Raw genomic sequence first — 19845 nt, 5'->3', positions numbered from 1 at the left:
TCCACAAAACGCAGAAAAGAGATTAAGGACATGTGTATGCTTCCAAAGTAATTCTATACACAATCACTATGATGCGCTGGCAACTCTCCACTCTCCACTTTCCACTCTCCACTCTATAAGAATGATCCAGGTTCAAAACACCCTTGTCCACGAAGACGTCATAAAAGAAAACTTCGTCTGCAACCTGAACAAATGCAAGGGCGCGTGCTGCATTGAGGGCGATTCGGGAGCTCCGCTCGAACGATCTGAACTCGCTGTGCTGGATGAAATATATCCCCAGGTAAAACCATACATGACTGAAAAAGGGATTGCGGTCATTGAAGAATTCGGGACCTACGTGAAGGATTTTGAAGGCGATTTTACTACCCCATGTATAGATACAAACAAAGAATGCGCATACGTGACCTGGGAGAACGGCATCAGCAAGTGTGCAATCGAAAAAGCATACGAACAGGGCGCCATAGTCTGGAAAAAACCTATCTCCTGCCATCTTTACCCGATACGAATAACCAACTACCCCGAATTCGACGTTCTACACTATGACCGCTGGAACATCTGCAGCGATGCCTGTTCTTTCGGCAAGGAACTGAAGGTGTCAGTTTATCAGTTTTTAAAGGAGCCGCTGATAAGGAAATATGGGGCGGAATGGTATGAGGAGTTGGTGAGTGCGGTGAATAGTAAATAGTAATCGTATTCAGTAATCGGTAATCATTCCAACCTGTCTAACTATTCCGGAAGGTGCCTTAAACCTAACGATAAAAAAACAGGACTCTGTCCGTCAAAATCTAAAATAGAAAAACTTTATCTTTAAGTATCCATTTCATAAGACGGTGATCAGAAGTATTTTCCCTGTTTGCTGCATTATTGCTTCTTGTGCTAAATTCCATGGCCAAGGACAAGAATCACCTTGTATATGGAGAGTTAATTGGAAAGTCGGCTGAGGAGCTAGAAGAAGGAATGCCAGGACTTTATAATCCTGTTAAGCATGAAAGCAATCATGTGCAGGGAATGTGGTCTCTGGACTTCCAGGGCACTTTAACAAATGTTACTGTCAGGCAAAAATATTTAGCCAAAACAGCACTACGCTTAATTGCCACGTGCACCACTTATTAACAAAAATACTGATATTATTGATAGTTTTGCATCTCAAAATGATGACTATGGAAAAAGAAGAGGAGAAACATGAAATTGTAAAGGAAGATGGCCTGGAACCTGAAAAGAAAGCGTTAAACGGCTATGCGAAATATACGAGTGTAGCTTTTCAAATGATGGCAATAATTGGTGCTTTCGCTTTTATAGGTTATAAAATTGATCAATACTACGACCACAAACCACAGTGGGTGACCGCAATTGCCTGCGTTTTAGGGGTATGTTTTTCTATTTATCAGACCATCAGACAGTTGAAATCATGAGTGTCACGAGGTTTCTTATATTCTTTGTTTTGTTCAATATATTATTGAGTATACCTCCGCTTCTTATCGGGAACAGCTATAGCAATATGGATCTTCTGATTCCCCGCTTTTGGAACATGTTTGCTGTATTCAGCATTATAACTTTTGCAATCTATATGCTTGCTTCCTGGAGGATGAAAGTAAGCATCAAATCATCGGGTCAGGCCTTGCTTGCCAGCATCGCTGTAAAGCTGCTCTTATACATGGTAATCGCCTTTGTTTATATTAGCCAAAACGCTGTTAATCCGGCTAAATTTTTGATCTGTTTTTTTTATCTATATTTCTTTCATACAGTGTTTGAAATTTATTGTTTGTTGTGTAACTTGCGCAACCAAAAATTAAAGTAATTTCCTATTAATAAATGGATTTGAGCGCTATTTTCAATTTTAAAAAAATCTTAGTTACATCATTTGCTGCCGTTTTGTTTTCAGTATTATGCTTTTCATCATATTCTCAGGAGCATTCTGTAGCAAATACTGCCCACTCAGGAGCCGCTGAGGTTCATAAAGAAAAAGAGGAAAATATATCCGCGTTCATTCTTCATCACATCGCCGATTCACACGAATGGCATTTCTTTGGACATGTTGCTATTCCGCTGCCGGTAATTTTATATACCGAGACCGGTTTGGTGTCATTTCTTTCTAACAAATACGGCGACAGTGAAGATGGAACTCAGCTGATCAACGCTGGCGGCGCTGCGCTTGTAAATTATCATGGCAAGTACTTTTATCCAAGCGCAGCTAAGGGAGCTGACGGAACATATATATCCCACAATTCAAAAGGCGATATTTTAAACGCAAAGCCCCTGGATATTTCAATTACTAAAAACGTTGTATCCTTATTGATATCAGTTACAATTCTCCTCATTGTGTTTATCGGCATCGCAAACGCATATAAAAAACGGGAAGGCAAGGCGCCGAAAGGGCTTCAGTCTATTCTTGAACCAATCATTCTTTTCGTACGTGATGATATTGCCAAGCCACAGCTGGGTCACAGATATAAAGGTTTTATGCCTTATTTACTGACCGTATTTTTCTTTGTATGGTTAAATAATCTTATGGGTTTAATCCCATTCTTTCCTGGAGGGGCAAATTTAACGGGGAATATTGCAGTAACTATGATGCTTGCTCTGTCAACCTTTATTTTAACGACTGTAAACGGCAATAAGAAATATTGGGGCCATGTATTTACGCCACATGTACCATGGTGGTTATATCCATTAATGATCCCTGTGGAAGTCATCGGCTTATTCACTAAGCCTATTGCCTTGATGATCAGGTTATTTGCAAATATTACTGCCGGCCACATCCTGGTCTTAAGTCTTGTTTCCCTGATCTTTATTTTGAAATCAGTACTTGTTGCAGGGATTGCTATACCGTTTGTGCTTTTTATAAGCTTAATAGAACTTGTAGTGGGTTTTATTCAGGCATTCATTTTTACTATTTTGTCAGCCCTGTTTATTGGAATGGCATTGGAAGAACATTCCGCACATTAATATGAATTTTTTTTTTGTTTAATATATATTTAAAATCAGAGTTATGATCGTTGGAAGTATTGCAGGAATTGGTGCTGGATTAGCCGCTATTGGAGCTGGTATCGGTATCGGAAACATTGGTGGAAAAGCTATGGAAGCTATGGCACGTCAGCCAGAGGCTACCTCTACCATTCAAACCAATATGTTGATCGCGGCAGCATTCGTTGAGGCGGTAGCATTATTTGCTGTAGTTGTTGCTTTCTTAGGAACAGGCAACGTAGGCTAATTAGAATAAGGCTGGTGCGATTGGCACCAGCCTTATTTTATTATATGACTGATTTATAAATAATATTAAGACAATGACATTACTGGCATTAAATCCTTTAGTATCACCGGATCCGGGTTTGTTTATCTGGTCGACGGTGGCCTTTTTAATATTGTTCTTTCTGCTGAGTAAATACGCGTGGAAGCCTATTGTTAAAGCCCTTGATGAGCGTGAGCGTTCTATCGAAGATGCTTTATCCAAAGCAGAAATGGCGAAGGCGGAAATGGCTAAGCTTATCAATGAGAACGAAGAGCTTTTGAAAGAAGCACGTTTAGAGCGTGACAAAATCCTTAAGGAAGCTAAAGAGATAAAAGATCAGATCATCAACGATGCTAAAAACTCTGCAAAAACAGAAGGTATTAAGCTGATAGAACTTGCTAAGACTGAGATAACCAACCAAAAGCTTGCTGCTATGGCAGAGATTAAAACTCAGGTTTCAACCTTGTCTCTTGATATTGCTGAAAAGGTGCTGCGTAAGCAGTTTGAAGATCAGGATAAACAACAGGCATTGGTTAACGACCTGTTAAAAGAAGTTCAACTCAATTAGACAATTTGTCAATTAGCCTATTTGTCAATTGGCTAATTAACGAATCGACAAATCGACAAATCGAATTATGTCAGAAATACAAGTTGCATCGCGTTACGCAAAATCTTTAATTGACCTGGCCGGCGAGCAAAATGCTGTGGAGGCTATAAGAAAAGACATTGAGCTGTTTCTCGAAACCTGCAGGGAGAATCCTGAGTTACAGGCGATCCTTAAAAATCCAATTATTAGCCTCGATAAAAAGGCTAATATATTAGACGGATTGTTTTCCGGTAAAGTGCATGACATGATCCTTTCATATTTTAAGATCGTGATAAGAAAAGGGCGCTCTGAAATATTATTTGCTACCGCTAAAGAGTTTATCAGCCAGTATAACATTCTAAAAAATGTAGTTAAGGCAACGGTTACTTCAGCATCTCCTTTAAGCCAGGAAAATATCAAGCAGATTGAAGAGGTGGTTAAGAAGTCTACAAAAGGAGAGGTTATTTTAACTTCTATTGTTGATCCTAAGCTTATCGGTGGATTTATCTTAAAAGTTGGCGATAAGCAATTTGATACAAGTATTTCAAGCAAGCTGAATAAGCTTAAAAAGGAATTCGAACAAAATTAAATTATACCCCAAACCCTTAAAGGGTAAGTTTGCTTCCTTTGGGGACGGAAGCATGAAGATTTACAACATTAAAAACAAAAAATACTACTATGGTAGAGGTAAGACCAGATGAAGTTTCGGCGATCTTAAGACAACAACTGTCAGGCTTTAAGTCGGAAGCCGAACTCGAAGAGGTTGGTACCGTGTTACAAGTGGGTGACGGTATTGCCCGCGTATACGGTTTAACTAAAGTTCAGTCAGGCGAGCTTGTTGAATTTGATAACGGTTTACAGGGTATCGTTCTGAACCTTGAGGAAGATAACGTGGGTGTTGTATTGCTGGGAGCTTTCGATGAGATCAAGGAAGGTGATACAGTAAAGCGTACTAACAAGATTGCTTCGATCAAGGTAGGCGAAGGCATGCTTGGCCGTGTTGTTAACACACTTGGTCAACCGCTTGATGGCAAAGGCCCGATCCTTGGCGAAACTTACGAAATGCCATTGGAGCGTAAAGCGCCAGGGGTAATTTATCGTCAGCCGGTAACTGAGCCTCTTCAAACTGGTATCAAGGCAATTGATGCGATGATTCCAATCGGCCGTGGCCAGCGTGAGCTTGTTATTGGTGACCGTCAGACTGGTAAAACAGCGGTTTGTATCGATACAATTATCAATCAGAAAGAATTTTACGAAGCAGGACAACCTGTATTCTGTATATATGTAGCTATTGGTCAGAAAAACTCTACCGTAGCTCAAATCCTGAAGGTATTAGATGAAAATGGCGCATTGCCATATACAGTGATCGTTGCAGCTTCTGCAGCTGATCCTGCTCCAATGCAGTTCTACGCGCCATTTGCTGGTGCAGCTATTGGTGAATTCTTCCGTGATACGGGCAGGCCAGCTTTGATCGTTTATGATGATCTTTCAAAACAAGCTGTTTCTTACCGCGAGGTTTCGTTATTGCTTCGTCGTCCTCCGGGCCGTGAGGCGTATCCGGGTGACGTATTCTACCTTCACAGCCGTTTACTTGAGCGTGCAGCAAAGATCAACCAGAATGACAACATTGCACAATCAATGAATGATCTTCCTGAATCAATCAGACATATCGTTAAAGGTGGTGGTTCGTTAACGGCATTGCCAATTATAGAAACACAAGCGGGTGACGTTTCGGCATATATTCCTACAAACGTAATTTCCATTACGGATGGCCAGATCTTCCTTGAGTCAAATTTGTTCAACGCCGGTGTTCGTCCTGCGATCAACGTTGGTATTTCGGTATCACGCGTGGGTGGTAACGCTCAGATCAAGTCGATGAAGAAAGTTGCAGGTACCCTGAAGCTTGATCAGGCACAGTATCGTGAGCTTGAGGCATTCTCTAAGTTCGGTTCTGACCTTGATGCAGCAACTAAATCAGTACTTGATAAAGGAGCTCGTAATGTGGAGCTTTTGAAACAAGCGCAGTTCTCTCCTGAAACAGTGGAGAAGCAAGTTGCAATCCTTTACGTAGGTACTAAGAACTTAATGCGTAATGTCCCTGTAAATAAGGTTAAAGCTTTTGAAGCAGAATTCATTCAGCAGCTTGAGCAACGTCATCCTGAAGTTTTACAAGGACTTAAAGCAGGTAAATTAGACGATTCTATTACCGGTGCGCTGGAAACTGTAGCAAAAGAATTAGGAGATAAATATTAAAGAAAATAGTATCAGGTATCAAGAATCAAGTATCGAGACCCTGGGTCCAAATCTTGATACCTGATACTTGATTCTTGATACTTAGCAAAATGGCTAATTTAAAAGAAGTAAGAAACCGGATAGCATCAGTTACCTCTACTCAGCAGATCACTAAAGCCATGAAAATGGTTTCAGCGGCTAAGTTGAAAAGGGCAACAAGTGCTATTGTACAGTTAAGGCCTTACGCTAATAAGATGAGAGACATCCTGGCTAATCTTTCAGCCAGCCTGGATGAGTCAAATTCTCCTTTTATTCAGGAGCGTGAGCCAAATAAAGTGTTGATCGTTACCGTATCATCAAACCGTGGTCTGGCGGGCGCATTCAACATGAATGTTATCAAGACTGCGAATAATCTGATCTCTGAAAAATATTCAGAGCAATACCGCAAAGGCAATGTTCACATAGTAGCTATCGGTAAAAAGGTTCAGGATTTTTATGAGAAGCGTAAGTACAATGTTATTGGAAACAATAACGATTTGTATAGCGAATTAACTTTTGAAAATGCTTCAAAGATCACCGAAGCTATCATGCTTGGTTTTGCGAAGGGCGAATTCGACAGGGTAGAATTGGTTTACAATCAGTTCAGAAACGCTGCGGTACAAATTCTTACGACTGAGCAATTATTGCCGGTTCCCAAGGCTGAGGCTGTTAGCGATACTGCTGCGCAAACTGATTATATTCTTGAGCCATCACAGGAGGAAATTGTTGAACAATTGATTCCTAAGTCTATCAAAACCCAGGTTTACAAAGCTATACTTGATTCACATGCTTCAGAACACGGAGCACGTATGACAGCAATGGACAAGGCAACTGAAAATGCCGGCGACTTGTTGAAAGCTTTAAAACTTTCTTACAACCAGGCAAGACAGGCAGCGATTACAACTGAGCTTACAGAAATTGTAAGCGGTGCGGCGGCATTGTCAAACGGATAGAATGAGATTGAGTTTTAAACTGTAAAATAGATTCGTAATTTCGTACATCTCACACACAGAAAATGGAAGAAACATATAAAAACAAGCGCACCGTGGAGTCAAATGATCCGGCACATTACAACCTTATCATTATAGGAATTGTAATCGGTATGATTGGTATTTTCCTTCGCTTTACAGGAAGCTGGATGTTAATAGACGCCATATCAAATGTTCTGTTTATTATTGGGATTGTGTTGTGCTTAAAAGCAGTTCTCAGGATATTAAAGTAAAAACTAATTTGTATAGAATGCTCATAGCTAGAACGGCTATGGGCTTTTTTGTTTTTTAAGCTTTTTGCTGCCTACATTTTTTAATATTTTCATGATCACTTTTTTTCTCTATTATAAGCGCTTGCTTGGACCGGACTACATGAAACGAAGACTTGGACTGATAAAACTCTCGGGGAAAGAACACCAATTACAAATAAAGCTGCAACCTTATTGTTAAATCGAAGTAAAAACAAAGTGATGACCTATAAAGCCACAATATTAACAGTCCTATACTTTTTTATCATACAAGCATGTCTGAGCCAGAATGTTGCTAAAAAGGATTTGTATCTTTTTTTCATGGACACTTCAACACCAACCATGTATAAACATACTAACAGCGACACGGCTTTTTACAACCGTACCAGTAAGCTGCGCGGACCGGCTTATAATTATGATGTATATTATTACAGGGGCTTGCCTGCAAAGTCGGGGCCAAAAAAAGAATTTGCTTTTGCAACTATAGATAAAACCTACTATTATATTGCTGATAGTACATTCCTATTGCACTCTACTAAAAAAATAGACGAAGTGTTGAATATTGAAGGGATAGGTTATGATACCTCCGACACTAAGAGATATCCATTCAAAAAAGTATTTATAGTGGAGTTTCTCGCTGAAAATAAGTACAAAGTAATTCAGGTGAATACTTTTATAGGCACGGAATTCTACTAAGTGTAGGCACAAAACTTAAACCTTTAATTTCGTTATCAGGGCCTGTAATTTCTCGTCAGTTTTAAGCTTTTTTAGCGTCTCATTATACGAGATCCAGTAGATCTCTTCAGTTTTCTGTACATCAAATATACTTGTAGCTCCCATACCTTCAGGTTCGATAAGTACATCAAGGAACTGGCATTTATTTTCCATATCCGAGTTGATCGACATGATAGCAGCCCGCTGGAACAATTTGCGGAAATTCGCGATTGTACTCACAACGGGAAGATGATTGCATGACGATCCAATAATAAAGTCGCAATCCCTTCTGATAGGTTCGATGGGAAAGTTATCAAGCACACCCCCGTCGACAAACATTTTACCTTCTATAATAACCGGTTTAAATACCCCTGGAATTGAGCAGGATGCCAGGACAACATCAATAAGCTTACCGGACGAGAAGTATCTGAGTTTACCTTCGCTGAAATTTGTAGCAGCAATAACAAGAGGGATCTTTAGTCCTTCAAAAGAGTCGTGAGGTATGTGTTCTAAAAACAAAGATTTCGTATAATCAAGCGAAAGCAGTCCCGGATGGGTGAATGCGGGCCTGAGGAACCTGTATAATTTAGTTTTTAAGAAGATTTGAAGTATATTATAAGGCTGCATCCCCTGAGAGTACAACGAGCCGACAATTGAACCTGCGCTGGTTCCGCTTATCTTACAGAACCTTATCCCAGCTTCACTAAGCGCCTGAAGAACCCCCAGATGAGCTATCCCGCGTATTCCACCACCCGAAAGAACCAGTCCGACTCTCATAACATCATTGCTAATGGGCTTCTCTCCGCCCAACACTTAAAACTTATAACCTACAACTCAAGTTAACACCAGGTCAAAGCTTCGGTTTGTATTTTGACTCAGATAATATTTTTTGAGGATCTTTTTCAAGCATCAGCTGTTGTAAAGTCACTTCCGGATTCTTTTCCATATACTTTCTCACGATCTGCCAGCCAGCCCAGACAGCTAGCTTGGGCGCTGATTCAGAATTTTCACCGATACCTGGTGTAAATGGTGCCTCTGCAAGATACTTTTGGATAGTAGTGTAATCTGAATTGAAAAGAAGTTCGTTTTCGATCAGATAAGCCCAGATGCCGCCTTCATTTTCTTCGCACCACCGCAGTTGCCGACTAGTGTAACCTATCTTTAAGGTGTCCCCGACATCGGGCATAAAAGAATCCATCGCAAAGAGAACCTTTCCATTATAGATCATTTTGGCGAGCAGGCTTCTATCCTGGTCTTTTTCCTGGTACAGGTCTTCCCTGACAAATGCCTCTATTACTCTGGGCGTAATATTTTCTGGTGTAAAACGCCGGGCTATATAGTGGGGTATGCTTTCCCGTAATGCGGGATAAAATCTATCACCATGGCTGCCTAAAAACATATCGAGGCCAATTCCCACATAATCATTCCCTATTGGTGTCTGTACAGCGAATCCTGATATAAAGGTGATAACGCGCGGTATTTTCTGCTTTGGATAATAATAGCGAACATGCTTAAAAGCATCGGTTAGTTCAGCTTCATGAGTGCTCATGTCCGGGAATGCCTTTTCAACCGTGGAGTTTAACTCAATATAATCTCTGTTCTGCAACACAGAAGCGAGTGTGTTTAGATAAGCTGGCCCATTCACAGGCAAACCCACACTCAGCATCTGCCCCATATAATCATCATAAAACCAGGTATACTTCTTCCGTAACTGGTCGGCCTTCACTTGTAGATCGCTTAGCTCCGATCTCCGACTTCCGACCTCTGTCCTCAGACCATTGATCGCATTCAATTCTTTGTCAAAACGCTCTATAGAAACTTTCAAATTAATTTGCGACACATCCGGTCCTTTTTTGTTATTACAGGATGCTGCGACAAGGCAAATGAAAAAAAACAGGTAAATTTGGATGTTCCTCATGGATACAGATATCTGCTAAATTATGAAAATGACATGAAAAGCTTAAGCTTTCATGTGTAAACACAAATTATACTATGAAGATTGCTTTAGCTCAACTAAATTATATAATCGGCGATTTTAATCTCAATACCCAAAAAATCATTTCTGCCGTCCATGATGCTAAAGCTAAAAATGCGGATCTTGTTGTATTTGCCGAGCTATGTGTTTGCGGATATCCTCCAAGAGATTTTCTGGAGTTTTCGGAATTTATTGAATCGTGCGAAAGCGCAGCTCAGCAGATTGCAAAGGAGTGCGAGGGTATTGCATGTATTATAGGCCTTCCCACAAAGAACCCAAAAGTCCAGGGTAAAGACCTGTTCAATTCGGCTTATTTTATTGAGAATGGATCAGTGAAGGCCGTGGTTAACAAAGCCCTTCTGCCAAACTATGATGTGTTTGATGAATACCGGTATTTTGAACCAGCAGTAGAATTCAAATGCGTTGATTTTATGGGCTATAAAATTGCCCTTACCGTTTGTGAAGATCTATGGAACATCAACGACAATCCAATGTATGTGACCTGCCCGATGGATGTTCTCACACAGGAGAAACCCGATCTGATGATAAACATCGCTGCTTCTCCCTTTGCATATAACCACGACGAGGAACGGATACTGATTCTGGGCGATAATTGCAGAAAATATCAGCTTCCTCTTTTTTATGTGAATCAAATAGGCGCCCAAACGGAGATCATTTTTGACGGGGGCTCCCTTGTGTTTGATAAGGATGGCTCGCTGCTTGATGAGATGCCTTATTTTACTGAAGAATTAAAAGTTTACGAATTTGATCAGGGTAAAGTAAGAGGTCTAATGCCTATAATTCATGACCCGCAAAGTGATATCGCGCAGATCCATGATGCTTTGATCCTTGGCATCAAAGATTATTTTCAAAAATCTGGCTTCACTAAGGCGGTATTAGGTTTGTCGGGTGGGATAGACTCAGCCCTTGTCTGCGCGCTTGCCGCGGAAGCCCTGGGACCTGAAAATGTAATGGCGGTATTGATGCCATCGGAATATTCATCAGATCATTCGATTCAGGATGCTCTGGATCTGGTAAAAAATCTTGGCTGCAAACACGAAGCTATTCCCATAAAAGAGGCAACTATAGCTTTTCAGAGCATGATGAAGCCCGTCTTTAAAGATCTCCCATTCAGTGTAGCAGAGGAAAATATTCAGGCCAGGAGCAGAGCGATCGTTGTGATGGCAATGTCCAATAAGTTTGGTTATATTTTGCTTAACACTTCCAATAAAAGCGAATGTGCTGTAGGTTATGGGACCCTATACGGAGACATGGCCGGAGCTATAGGCGTGTTAGGCGATGTTTACAAAACCCAGGTATACAAGCTCTCGAATTACATTAACCGTGAACGTGATATTATCCCGCAAAACAGCATCGTAAAACCGCCATCTGCAGAACTGCGGCCGGGTCAAAAAGATTCTGATTCACTTCCTGAATACGATGTGCTGGACGCTATTTTATTTCAATATATAGAGCTCAAACAGAGCTCCGTATCAATCATAAAGATGGGTTTCGACGAAGCGCTTGTAAAGAAAGTCCTTAAGATGGTTAACGTGGCGGAGTTCAAACGCAATCAAGCACCGCCGATTTTAAGAGTATCTCCAAAAGCCTTTGGAATGGGGAGACGGATGCCGATAGTAGGGAAGTACCTGTCTTAGTTGTCAGTATTTCGTTGTTTGCTGGTTAGCAGCCTCAGCGGCGTTCTAACAACCAACGAACTAACAACAACCAACCAAATATCACCCCACCGTCACCACTGTGTAACAAAACTGAATGTTACAACAGTTAACCTCATAAATTCCGTTTCTTTATAAAGATGATCATAAGGACGTGATATACAGAGATCCTGTCCGAAGATATCCCGGGTTCATGCCGGGAGTTTAGTTTGGTTTAGTTTAGTAGAATCCGTCCCTGATTTAGGGGCGGATTTTTTTTATTTTTTTCCTTAAAAAAACTGCCGTCAATAAAAATATACCGAACAACGCGCTTCCTGCCGACCCTGCCAATGCGATGTAATCACCGTGTTTTACATAGAAGGTAATTTCTTCGTTGAGGTTTATATCCGCTTTAAGCGCCGTTGGAACCCACCATTTTGTTTGCTGTGTTATATCGCCGCGCTGATTGATAAAAGCAGATATACCAGTGTTGGCTGAACGTGCCACCCATCGACGGGTTTCAATAGCCCGTAGCTTCGCGTAGAGGAGGTGCTGATCCTTGCCTGAGGTATTGCCCCACCATCCATCATTCGTGATTATTGCGATAAACTGAGCGTCTTTCTTGACATAGTCAGAAACGTATTCGCCCCAGATTGATTCATAGCATATTACAGGCGCTGCGCCAATGCCACTCTGAGAATAGAAAACCGATGGCTCCTCTTGCTTGCCGTAACTGCCGGCGGATCCCCCAAAAGCTGCAAAAGCCGGTTTCAGGAAGCTCATCGAATTTGAGAAAGGAGTTTGTTCCACACCCGGTACAAGCTTCGATTTATGGTAGAACTGTACCCTGGTAGAATTTTCTATAAGGACGGCCGCGTTGAAAACATCAAAATAGACTCGTCGCTGATCATCATAGCGCGCGGTCTCAGTTTTTTGGCTGTCATACACCGTGAAACTTTCAATACCCGACAAAACATTACCATTCTTATACTTGCTTAGGAAGTTTTGAATTGCCAGAAAATTCGGCTCCATTCTTATATTACTTTCCTCGGTGTCCTGTGAAATAGCTGTTTCCGGCCAGATAAAATATTCTGTGTTCGACTGACCCAGGGAGTCGGATAGATGGATCATCCGGTCGATCTGTGCAGAGGTGTGAAGACTTCCGAACTTTTCGTAAGGGTCGATATTAGGCTGGACAACTACTACGTTGGCTGGGTTAGATCTTTCGGTGTATCCGAAGTAAATAATTAGTGAAATAATAATCGGTGTAAGCACAATTCCTGCCGACAAGAACTTCAGCTTGAGTTTCCCGGGATCAGCGGGTCTTAAGGCTTGATACGTTTCAAAGATCAGTATGTTAGATAAAAGCACCCACAAAGTACCGCCATATACTCCCGTATACTCATACCATTGGATCAAATAGTGTGACTGCGCAAAGCCGTTACCAAAGTTCATCCAGGGAAACGCAAGATCCCATGTTTGATGTAAATATTCATATCCAATCCAGAAACAGATAAGCCCGGCATAGCTGATCACCTTCGTTGTTACCAGCCTCAATCTGTAATACAGCCAGAAAGCAATGGTCATTAATAAAGAACCAAGCCCAAATGGGATGATGGATACAAAGAGTGCCATCCAGGTAGGCATAACCGCTGTGAGTGAATTGATGACCCAATAAATGGATGCTGTGTTCCAAACTACGAAACACAGGAATACAGTCCTGAAGATTAGCCTGCCTTTCTTTTTGCTGTCTGAGGCGATAATATTTTCCATCGCCAGCAGTACCGGTACCAGGCCAATCAGCAGTATTAATGAAGTGAAGGGAATTGGCGGCCATGCCAGCCATAATAAGAATGCACTGCCAAGAGCTAACAGATAGTTTTGTTTCACCTTATAATTGAGATAAAATATCTGCCTTTTTTCTTTCGTATTCTTCGGAAGTGATCAGCTGTTTTTCGAAAAGTGTTTTAAGCTTCTTAAGCTTTAGGGTTACTTCGTCTTCAGGCTCTTCCGCAGGGAAATTGCTTTGAGGCTGAATAAATGGCTTTTCTTCCTCGTCAATCTCTACGTAGGAGGTATAATCATCGGAGGCATTTGAATTTCCCGAATGTGTTCTCCTGTCGTCGTTTTCTTGAGTCTGGGAAAATCTTTTGTTTTTTTCCAGTTGCTCGTTGGAGAACTGATAAAGCTTGCGGGCCTGCACTTTAGGGATGTAATCAATAGTAACATTCTCACCTCTCTGAGGAACTGTAATAAATTTGGAGCCAAAGAACTCCTCCTTAAACGAAACCTCTTTCACGTCTTCCCAGGGAAATGTGATAAAATTGGTTGTAAGGCCAAGATTCTCCGGGATACAAAATATGATCCTTTTATTGGTTATCGCGATGCAATCCGGAATTAGAGTGACCGCAGGTTTCTTCTGAATAGCAATATAGACTACCACCTCACCTGAAGTGAGCATGTCGCGTAATTTTCCCAAGATCTTTTCAGTGGTCTTCGGGTCTTGGTCGTCGGTTAAATATTGTTCCATATGTATATATTTTTGTGGCTTCACTATTTTTTTAAACACCTGCCCTGCTGAAGCCATTCGGACGGGCAAAGATCGCAAAGTTTCTCTCAGTGTTCTCTGCGAAAAACTTTGTGTCCTCGGCGGTTTAACCTTTAACATCCAGCATACTGCCGAAGGCAGATCACTTCCCCGCTACACAAATCACAAACTCCCCTTTTAACGTATTAGTTTCGAAATGTCTTTTAATCTCGGTCAAAGTGCCTCTAACCGTTTCTTCAAACATCTTGGTCAGCTCCCGTGATACGGACGCTTGTCTGTCTGGGCCAAAATACTGTCCAAACTCCTCCAGTGTTTTAAGCAGGCGATGCGGTGATTCATAAAATATCATCGTACGCTGTTCATCAGCAAGTTCCTTCATCCGGGTTTGACGCCCCTTTTTTACCGGAAGAAAGCCTTCGAATGTAAAACGGTCCGTCGCCAATCCTGAATTCACGAGGGCTGGTACAAAAGCTGTAGCGCCCGGCAGGCATTCCAGTGGAAGCTCATTTTTTATCGTCTCGCGGACCAGTAAGAATCCAGGATCTGAGATCGCCGGAGTTCCGGCGTCAGAAATGAGCGCGATCTGTTTTCCTTCTTTTAGAAAACGTATGATCTCCGTTACCGATTTATGTTCGTTATGCTGATGATGTGAGAACACCTTTTTGTTTATTCCAAAATGTTTAAGCAATGGAGCACTGGTACGGGTATCCTCAGCAAGGACCAGATCCACTTCTTTAAGAATCCGGATCGCCCTGAAGCTCATGTCCTCAAGATTGCCGATCGGGGTTGGTACCAGGTAGAGTTTGCCGCTCATATTTCGAAGTTTAAGTTCGATGTCCGTTCAGGAATTGGTCCAAAACAACCTCCAAACTCCAAACTGTTTATATCTTTGCTTAAAATTATAGAAGATGCTGCAAGTTAGTTATATCCGTGAAAATAGAGATGAAGTTTTAAATCGTTTAGCCGTCAGGAATTTCAAACAGCCTGAACTGGTTGATCAGATCATTCAGCTTGATGACGATCGTCGTCAAACTCAAACTTATTTGGATTCCATTTCCGCGGAAGCAAATGCAGCTGCAAAAAAAATAGGCGATCTGATGCGGCAAGGCCTGAAGGTGGAAGCCGAGGGCTTAAAGGAGCAAACGAATTCATTTAAAGAACAAACGAAGGGCATCAGCGACAAACTGACTGCCGTCGAGATTTTGCTTCAGAACGAGCTTGTTCTCCTTCCAAATCTCCCGCATTCATCCGTACCCAAAGGTGCAAGCCCGGAGGAGAATGTTGTGTCTTTCGAATATGGACAAATACCTCAACTACCTGAAAATGCGTTGCCTCACTGGGAACTTGCCGCCAAATACGATATTATAGATTTTGAGCTGGGTAATAAGATTGCAGGAGCCGGATTTCCTGTCTATAAGGGTAAAGGTGCCAAACTACAGCGCGCGCTGATCAATTTTTTCCTTGACAATGCAGAAGAAGCGGGTTACCGGGAGATGCAGCCGCCCATTGTTGTAAATGAAGCTTCTGGTTTTGGTACCGGACAGCTTCCCGATAAGGAAGGTCAGATGTATCATATTGGAATAGATAATCTTTACCTCATACCAACCGCCGAAGTGCCTGTTACTAACCTCTACCGGGATGTAATTCTTAAGGAGGATGAACTGCCGGTTAGAAATTGCGCATATACTCCATGCTTTCGCAGGGAAGCTGGTTCTTACGGAGCACATGTTCGGGGATTAAACCGCTTGCATCAATTCGATAAAGTTGAAATCGTTCAGGTTGTGCATCCCGATAACTCTTATAAGGTACTGGAAGACATGAGTACTTACGTTCAATCCTTACTGCAAAAGCTTGAGCTACCTTATCGTGTGCTTACTCTTTGCGGAGGTGATATGAGCTTTACTTCAGCTAAAACATACGATATGGAGGTTTGGTGTGCTGCACAGGCACGCTGGTTGGAAGTCTCTTCTGTATCTAACTTCGAAACATACCAAAGCAACCGGTTGAAACTGCGTTTTAAAGGCAAAGAGGGAAAGCCTCAGCTGGCCCACACTTTAAACGGCAGTGCACTCGCCTTACCGCGTATAGTTGCATCACTTCTGGAAAACAACCAAACGGGAAAAGGTATCCGGATACCTGGAGCATTGGTGCCGTATACAAAATTTGAATTTATTGATTAGTTATAAGTGGTAAGTTGTAGGTAATAAGTTTCTAAGGAAGTAGAAAATGGCGTCAGGGAAAGAACAAATAATGCATGAAGCGGGAAACTTACAACTTAAAACCTACAACTTATAACTCTCAAACGCAACAAAATCCATCCACGAACGTATAATAATACAACCAATGAGAAACTAAGCTTGTATTATGGAGAATCGAATTTTAGTTCTGGATGATGATCCGGGGATTTTGGAAGCAATTGATCTGTCCCTTACTTACTGTGGATTTCAGGTTCGACCAATGCTTTCGGGGGACAATGTATTTCGCATGATTGACGATTTTGAGCCAAACCTTATTATTTTGGACCATTTATTAGGAGGAAAGAATGGCGGGGAAATTTGCCAGGACTTGAAAAATGATCCTCTGAAAAAAGATATTCCGGTGATCATGCTGTCTGCGAGTCCGGAAGCTGCAGTAAAGAATCCAGAATTCGGCTGTGACTCTTTTCTTGCGAAGCCATTCGACCTTAACCTGCTTGTAAGCGAGATTAAAATGTTTATCAATCCTTATCCCCTGGTGCTTAGATAAGGCCAGCCAGCCAACTTATTGTAGCCCACAATATGTAAACGATCAGCGCGAAAGACAGTATAAGGATTAAGATGATCCATGTGATGATCCCTTTTCCGCTGCCTTGATGTCTGCCTTCGTCATAATGTTCCTTCAGGAGCCTGATATTTCTCGTGTTAGACTTATAGGCAAAGTCAAAAATGTTCCCAATTATAGGAATGGCTCCAATAGTTGAATCCAAAATGATATTCAGAGTCATTAAAAACAACACTTTCCTGCTCACACCATGTTTTGCCATTGTTAGAAGGAGGGCGGTAGACACAGCAAAACCACCCAGGTCTCCTGCTACAGGAATAAAATTCATTATAGGATCAAGTCCAAAGCGAAAATTAGTTCTTTTGCCATCTTGCATTTGTGATAACAAAGCGTGTGCCGCATTTAAAAGCTTAAAGCATTTAGCTCAAAGGCCCCTTTTACCTACAACTTGAGTAAGACATTCAAAAACCAGCTGTCCCATAGTGTTACAGGTCTTGAAGACAGGGTTTTTATAATGCTCAGATAATTCTTCGCGTAGCTGCTGTACTTTTTCAGGATGAGAAATAGTATCAATATGCATGATCTTAAAGAGGTCTTCAAGCCGGTAATACCCCGAGCGGAAACGGTTAGCGATCAGCGAGCGTTCCTCTTCCTGATATTGGCGCATGGTCGTTTCATCCATGTGTTTCATTCCCAGCTGGACGAGGTTTACGTTTTCCTTAAAATAATGCGGAAGATACATTTTAAGCCTTCCTTCATAAGATTGTTGGTCGAAATCGATCGCTCTCAGCCGGTACTGATTGCCCTCAATGTCCGGGGTGATATCAACCACAAAATTGTAAGAACGCATATCTCCCAACAGACGCACAAAACAACGTTCATTGAATTTGACAAACTCTTTGCATATCCGTATCTGATTAAACTTTAAGGTGTCAAGCCTGTGGGCAATGAATTCATCTCCTGGCAGTCCCGGAATATGTTCCTCAATCAAGGTATTTCCGTCCGTCATGTAAATGATCCTGTTAGGGGAGAGTACATGTTCCAGCTCGAGACCATACACCCTTGAAGCATCAGCTATTTTGATGTAAAAGTGATCATAATTATCATTCAGCCTGTTGATGATCCGGACCCTGAAAGGTCTCGTGTTAGCAAATGTGCAATAATCAATTCGCGCGACTGAAAGGTGTTCCATTACGGCAGTATCGCCGTCTGTATTCATTAACGCATAAATATAAGTGAGATTAGGAAAGAGCTCTTTCATCTCGCTCTCATCATAATAAACGGTGTGCCACAACGTATCCCGGCCCTCCTTGTCCCGTAAGGGAGTTGAAAGATTAAATCGTAGCAGGTCGGAGTACTGTACCGGCAGCTTAACTTCCCTGTCGTACTTGAGCAGGTATTCCCTGAGTTCCTGCCTTATTGCATAGGGCGTTTTTTTCTTCGACGGAACGTCGTTCCTGGGTTCCTGGAGGGTGTCCATTTAAGTTGAAAGTTGAAAGTTGAAAGTTGAAAAATATCACTAAGCAAGATAGTTGATATTAAGTTCTTTTAAGTTGTATAAGTATTTTGCAAAAAAAAGCCCTCCCGATGGAAGGACTTTATCACCAAATTTCGTAATCGTCTCGCTTCTCGCCTCTCACAACTTGACTTACAGCGTTTAGTATCTTGATACCTGATACTTGCTACTTGATACTCATTTTACTTTATCTCAAACACCGCTCTCATCTGATATGTCAGTTTGATCTTTTTGAAATCAATGTCTGGCATTGGCGCTGAATCCATCGCTTCGGTTTTCATCATTGTGTTAGCACGATAGATGGGCTGAGGATAGTATTCATTGTTTATTTCCTGGATATCGAGCGGACTTCCAAGGCTGCCTCCGATTGATGTGATCAGGTAAGTAGCTTTATCCTTAGCTGCCTGAAGAGCTTTGATCTTAAGATCTCTTTTCAACGTTTCGATTTTAGAGTAATCATAGCTTTCGATATTGCTGTATTCTATACCTTTTGGATCTACAGCGCTCATGATCTGGTTAAATTTACTCAGGTCGGTAACCTTGATGCGGTATTGCTTACGAGCTAAAAATTCAGGGCTTTTCTTCTTTTCCCACCAGGTTGTGTAGCTGGAGATATTGTTAATTGTAAAATTCTCCTGCGGAATCCCTGCGGCCAGAACTGCTGTCTGAAGCTGTCGTTCCAGCTCTTCAATTTCAACTTTTTTCTTGTTGGCTGAATCTTTAAAATATTCCTTCAAAGACATGCCTATGTAAAGAATATCTGGAGTAACTTCTGCCTCTGCAGTTCCGTGCACTTCTATCTTTTTCCGGGTGTCTATATTCTGTGAATACGCAGTCAGGCTGAAAATACTGACCAGCGCTGCGGCTATTATCGTTTTCATATTGTTCATCATTTTATATTATTTAAAACTTTCTATAGGGATGTAATATTCGTGCCAATTCCATAACACCCCTTCGCCGATTGGTCAATTCGTCTATTTGTCAATGGGTTACGTCGTTAGAAAAATAGGGAATCAGCAAATTAGGGAATGAGAGAATTAGCAAATTAGCGAGGCGGATTTAAAGCGACCTATTGACCAGACGATAAAATTGGTGAAAGTATTACAACCAGAGAAAGCAATTTTATACTTAATGGCTCGTAGACCTAAGGAAGATCCCTAGAGCCCTCAGTCAGCCGAAAAGGCTGACAGCTCCCCTTGAAGAGGGAAGGTGGAAACTCACCCAGAGCATACACGTACTGAGCGCTTTGTGGAAATCTTGAATCTTGATACTTGGTTCTTGATACTACTTCCTACTCCTCAATCATCTCCGAATGAGTATAGATCTCTTCTTTTTTCTCTTCTTTAAAATATCT

Annotated in this window: 22 protein-coding genes; 14 read left to right on the top strand and 8 right to left on the bottom strand. The window is 41.5% G+C overall.

The window, feature by feature from the left end:
• Window positions 1–121: 121 nt before the first annotated feature.
• The 11 genes from WKF69_RS07390 to WKF69_RS07340 all read left to right on the top strand — a co-directional run bounded on the left by WKF69_RS07390 (window position 122) and on the right by WKF69_RS07340 (window position 8019).
• Entirely contained in the window at window positions 122–685 is a 564-nt protein-coding gene (locus WKF69_RS07390) for a DUF3109 family protein (RefSeq protein ID WP_340380852.1), read from the top strand.
• A gap of 200 nt (window positions 686–885) precedes the next feature.
• On the top strand, window positions 886–1113 hold the full coding sequence (locus WKF69_RS07385) for a hypothetical protein (protein ID WP_340380850.1): 228 nt from the start codon (window positions 886–888) through the stop codon (window positions 1111–1113).
• Window positions 1114–1160: 47 nt separating this feature from the next.
• Window positions 1161–1412 (top strand): AtpZ/AtpI family protein, encoded by a 252-nt coding sequence (locus tag WKF69_RS07380; RefSeq protein WP_340380848.1) that lies wholly within the window; start codon window positions 1161–1163, stop codon window positions 1410–1412.
• 400 nt (window positions 1413–1812) lie between these two features.
• Entirely contained in the window at window positions 1813–2946 is a 1134-nt protein-coding gene (gene atpB / locus WKF69_RS07375; protein WP_340380847.1) for a F0F1 ATP synthase subunit A, read from the top strand.
• A 46-nt stretch (window positions 2947–2992) separates the two neighbouring features.
• Window positions 2993–3211 carry an ATP synthase F0 subunit C gene (gene atpE, locus WKF69_RS07370; RefSeq protein WP_340380870.1) on the top strand — a complete coding sequence of 73 codons (219 nt, stop codon included), beginning with the start codon at window positions 2993–2995 and terminating at the stop codon, window positions 3209–3211.
• Window positions 3212–3284: 73 nt separating this feature from the next.
• Window positions 3285–3797 (top strand): F0F1 ATP synthase subunit B, encoded by a 513-nt coding sequence (locus tag WKF69_RS07365; protein ID WP_340380845.1) that lies wholly within the window; start codon window positions 3285–3287, stop codon window positions 3795–3797.
• A 67-nt stretch (window positions 3798–3864) separates the two neighbouring features.
• Window positions 3865–4404, top strand: a complete 540-nt coding sequence (gene atpH, locus WKF69_RS07360) for an ATP synthase F1 subunit delta (protein WP_340380843.1) — start codon at window positions 3865–3867, stop codon at window positions 4402–4404.
• Between the two features lie 89 nt (window positions 4405–4493).
• On the top strand, window positions 4494–6068 hold the full coding sequence (gene atpA / locus WKF69_RS07355; protein ID WP_340380841.1) for a F0F1 ATP synthase subunit alpha: 1575 nt from the start codon (window positions 4494–4496) through the stop codon (window positions 6066–6068).
• A gap of 89 nt (window positions 6069–6157) precedes the next feature.
• The gene (gene atpG / locus WKF69_RS07350; protein WP_340380839.1) at window positions 6158–7039 is read left to right on the top strand and encodes an ATP synthase F1 subunit gamma; all 882 of its coding nucleotides are present in this window, start codon (window positions 6158–6160) and stop codon (window positions 7037–7039) included.
• Between the two features lie 62 nt (window positions 7040–7101).
• A complete protein-coding gene (locus WKF69_RS07345; RefSeq protein WP_340380838.1) occupies window positions 7102–7308 on the top strand; it encodes a hypothetical protein in 207 nt (68 codons plus the stop codon).
• Between the two features lie 336 nt (window positions 7309–7644).
• Entirely contained in the window at window positions 7645–8019 is a 375-nt protein-coding gene (locus tag WKF69_RS07340) for a hypothetical protein (protein WP_340380837.1), read from the top strand.
• Window positions 8020–8034: 15 nt separating this feature from the next.
• Here WKF69_RS07340 and WKF69_RS07335 read toward each other — a convergent pair whose 3' ends face one another.
• Window positions 8035–8814 carry a patatin-like phospholipase family protein gene (locus tag WKF69_RS07335; RefSeq protein ID WP_340380836.1) on the bottom strand — a complete coding sequence of 260 codons (780 nt, stop codon included), beginning with the start codon at window positions 8812–8814 and terminating at the stop codon, window positions 8035–8037.
• A 73-nt stretch (window positions 8815–8887) separates the two neighbouring features.
• Window positions 8888–9955 (bottom strand): gliding motility lipoprotein GldB, encoded by a 1068-nt coding sequence (gene gldB, locus WKF69_RS07330; protein WP_340380835.1) that lies wholly within the window; start codon window positions 9953–9955, stop codon window positions 8888–8890.
• A gap of 74 nt (window positions 9956–10029) precedes the next feature.
• Here gldB and WKF69_RS07325 point away from each other — a divergent pair, with 74 nt between their 5' ends.
• Window positions 10030–11670 carry an NAD+ synthase gene (locus WKF69_RS07325; RefSeq protein WP_340380833.1) on the top strand — a complete coding sequence of 547 codons (1641 nt, stop codon included), beginning with the start codon at window positions 10030–10032 and terminating at the stop codon, window positions 11668–11670.
• 258 nt (window positions 11671–11928) lie between these two features.
• On the opposite strand, the gene lnt is transcribed toward WKF69_RS07325, so the two are convergent.
• The 3 genes from lnt to rsmI form a co-directional block, all read right to left on the bottom strand.
• A complete protein-coding gene (gene lnt / locus WKF69_RS07320) occupies window positions 11929–13557 on the bottom strand; it encodes an apolipoprotein N-acyltransferase (protein ID WP_340380831.1) in 1629 nt (542 codons plus the stop codon).
• Window position 13558: 1 nt separating this feature from the next.
• Window positions 13559–14197 (bottom strand): PH domain-containing protein, encoded by a 639-nt coding sequence (locus tag WKF69_RS07315; protein WP_340380829.1) that lies wholly within the window; start codon window positions 14195–14197, stop codon window positions 13559–13561.
• Window positions 14198–14357: 160 nt separating this feature from the next.
• On the bottom strand, window positions 14358–15029 hold the full coding sequence (gene rsmI, locus WKF69_RS07310; protein WP_340380827.1) for a 16S rRNA (cytidine(1402)-2'-O)-methyltransferase: 672 nt from the start codon (window positions 15027–15029) through the stop codon (window positions 14358–14360).
• A gap of 94 nt (window positions 15030–15123) precedes the next feature.
• Here rsmI and serS point away from each other — a divergent pair, with 94 nt between their 5' ends.
• Both serS and WKF69_RS07300 read left to right on the top strand, forming a co-directional pair.
• On the top strand, window positions 15124–16395 hold the full coding sequence (serS, locus tag WKF69_RS07305; protein WP_340380825.1) for a serine--tRNA ligase: 1272 nt from the start codon (window positions 15124–15126) through the stop codon (window positions 16393–16395).
• A 184-nt stretch (window positions 16396–16579) separates the two neighbouring features.
• Complete coding sequence (locus WKF69_RS07300; protein WP_340380823.1) at window positions 16580–16960, top strand: response regulator; 381 nt, start codon at window positions 16580–16582, stop codon at window positions 16958–16960.
• Here WKF69_RS07300 and WKF69_RS07295 read toward each other — a convergent pair.
• The 3 genes from WKF69_RS07295 to WKF69_RS07285 all read right to left on the bottom strand — a co-directional run bounded on the left by WKF69_RS07295 (window position 16953) and on the right by WKF69_RS07285 (window position 19372).
• On the bottom strand, window positions 16953–17351 hold the full coding sequence (locus WKF69_RS07295; RefSeq protein WP_340380821.1) for a DUF4112 domain-containing protein: 399 nt from the start codon (window positions 17349–17351) through the stop codon (window positions 16953–16955). The genes WKF69_RS07300 and WKF69_RS07295 overlap by 8 nt on opposite strands.
• A gap of 48 nt (window positions 17352–17399) precedes the next feature.
• Complete coding sequence (locus WKF69_RS07290; RefSeq protein WP_340380819.1) at window positions 17400–18455, bottom strand: hypothetical protein; 1056 nt, start codon at window positions 18453–18455, stop codon at window positions 17400–17402.
• A gap of 218 nt (window positions 18456–18673) precedes the next feature.
• Window positions 18674–19372 (bottom strand): SIMPL domain-containing protein, encoded by a 699-nt coding sequence (locus tag WKF69_RS07285; RefSeq protein ID WP_340380817.1) that lies wholly within the window; start codon window positions 19370–19372, stop codon window positions 18674–18676.
• Between the last annotated feature and the right edge of the window lie 473 nt (window positions 19373–19845).

Source organism: Daejeonella sp. (assembly GCF_037719425.1).
Taxonomy (GTDB): domain Bacteria; phylum Bacteroidota; class Bacteroidia; order Sphingobacteriales; family Sphingobacteriaceae; genus Daejeonella.
Note: the sequence above shows the minus strand (reverse complement) of the source record. Positions and strands in the feature narration are given on the sequence as shown.